The sequence below is a fragment of the Xenorhabdus sp. PB61.4 genome (assembly GCF_963894935.1).
In the GTDB taxonomy this organism is placed as follows: Bacteria; Pseudomonadota; Gammaproteobacteria; order Enterobacterales; family Enterobacteriaceae; genus Xenorhabdus; species Xenorhabdus stockiae.
This window is the reverse complement of the sequence record NZ_CAWQJR010000142.1, coordinates 1-1,107: the sequence shown is the minus strand read 5'-3', so window position 1 is coordinate 1,107 and position 1,107 is coordinate 1. Positions and strand designations below refer to the sequence as shown.

Here is a 1,107-nt window from a genome sequence, read left to right as displayed (position 1 = left end):
AAACAGTTTATAGGTTGATTTAAAAAAATAAAACTAATGAGTCGATTTTTGCAAAACCTTAGAATTACTAAATGACATCGCACTTAATATGAATGAAGTCGTATTGTTGAATATTTTTAATTACAATAGGATATATGCCCACATACTAAATTTCAATTAACTATGTGGGCATTTACTAACACTTTTAATAAAATCTATTTTTATTTTTAAAATCCAAAATATTGGTTACTATTATAACCCTGAGGAGTATTAACATCAATACGTATTGCATGAGCAGATATATTTTCTGGAAGTTTTAAAATGGTTGCTTTTGTTGAAAAACTACCATGTTTTCCTATAGTTTCATTATTTTTAAGTTCAATTGAACCCGATGGTGGATCAAATGTTATCACTCCAGGGTGGTACATCGAAACGGTGGTATCGTGGACAATACTCCAAGTTACATTTGTGTCATCAAGTTTCCAGTGATGAGGCGATGAAGTTTGCCAAATTTTTACCGTACAGTCTATTATATCTCCAACTTTTATATCACCTTGTTTTGAAGGAGTCATACTAATAGTATATCGATTACGATACTGGATAAGCTGAGAATTTATTTCTTTTATTGGAGATGAAGTTGAAGCGCTTATACAGATTTTATCAGGATAATATCCCGTAAACTTGGTAGATGTAAAACCAGAACTATTTGTCGTTAACTGATAGTTTTCAAATATACCACCACTGCTTGGATCATTATTAACAGGACCATATGGATAACACTTTGATTGTGAAGCATCATCTGGAGCATAGCTTTTATTGCAGAAGGGATTTAATGTTATTATCTCACCACTCCCATCCGGATTTTTTACAGAAAAGCAAATTTCGGCTTGAAACCCAGTATCATAAATATATGGGTGAGTTATCACTTGTATTACGAATGTTGAAATAAATTTCGCTGATAAAGGAGGAGCTTTAGTTTCTGGGAAATCTGTAAGATATGCACTTATAACAAATTGAGTATCTCTATTTTTCAAGCAAGCAATAGAAATATCTATTGACTCATCTTGAAGGGTTTTAGTAGTCCAAGTTTGACTATTTGATTCTTTGAATATTACGTTAGAATTATCT

1 protein-coding gene is annotated in these 1,107 nt (G+C 31.4%); it reads right to left on the bottom strand.

Annotated features, from left to right (window positions below; translation table 11 throughout):
• Positions 1-206: 206 nt before the first annotated feature.
• On the bottom strand, positions 207-1,107 hold a 901-nt coding region (locus AACX68_RS07615; protein WP_228860875.1), incomplete at its 5' end, for a hypothetical protein.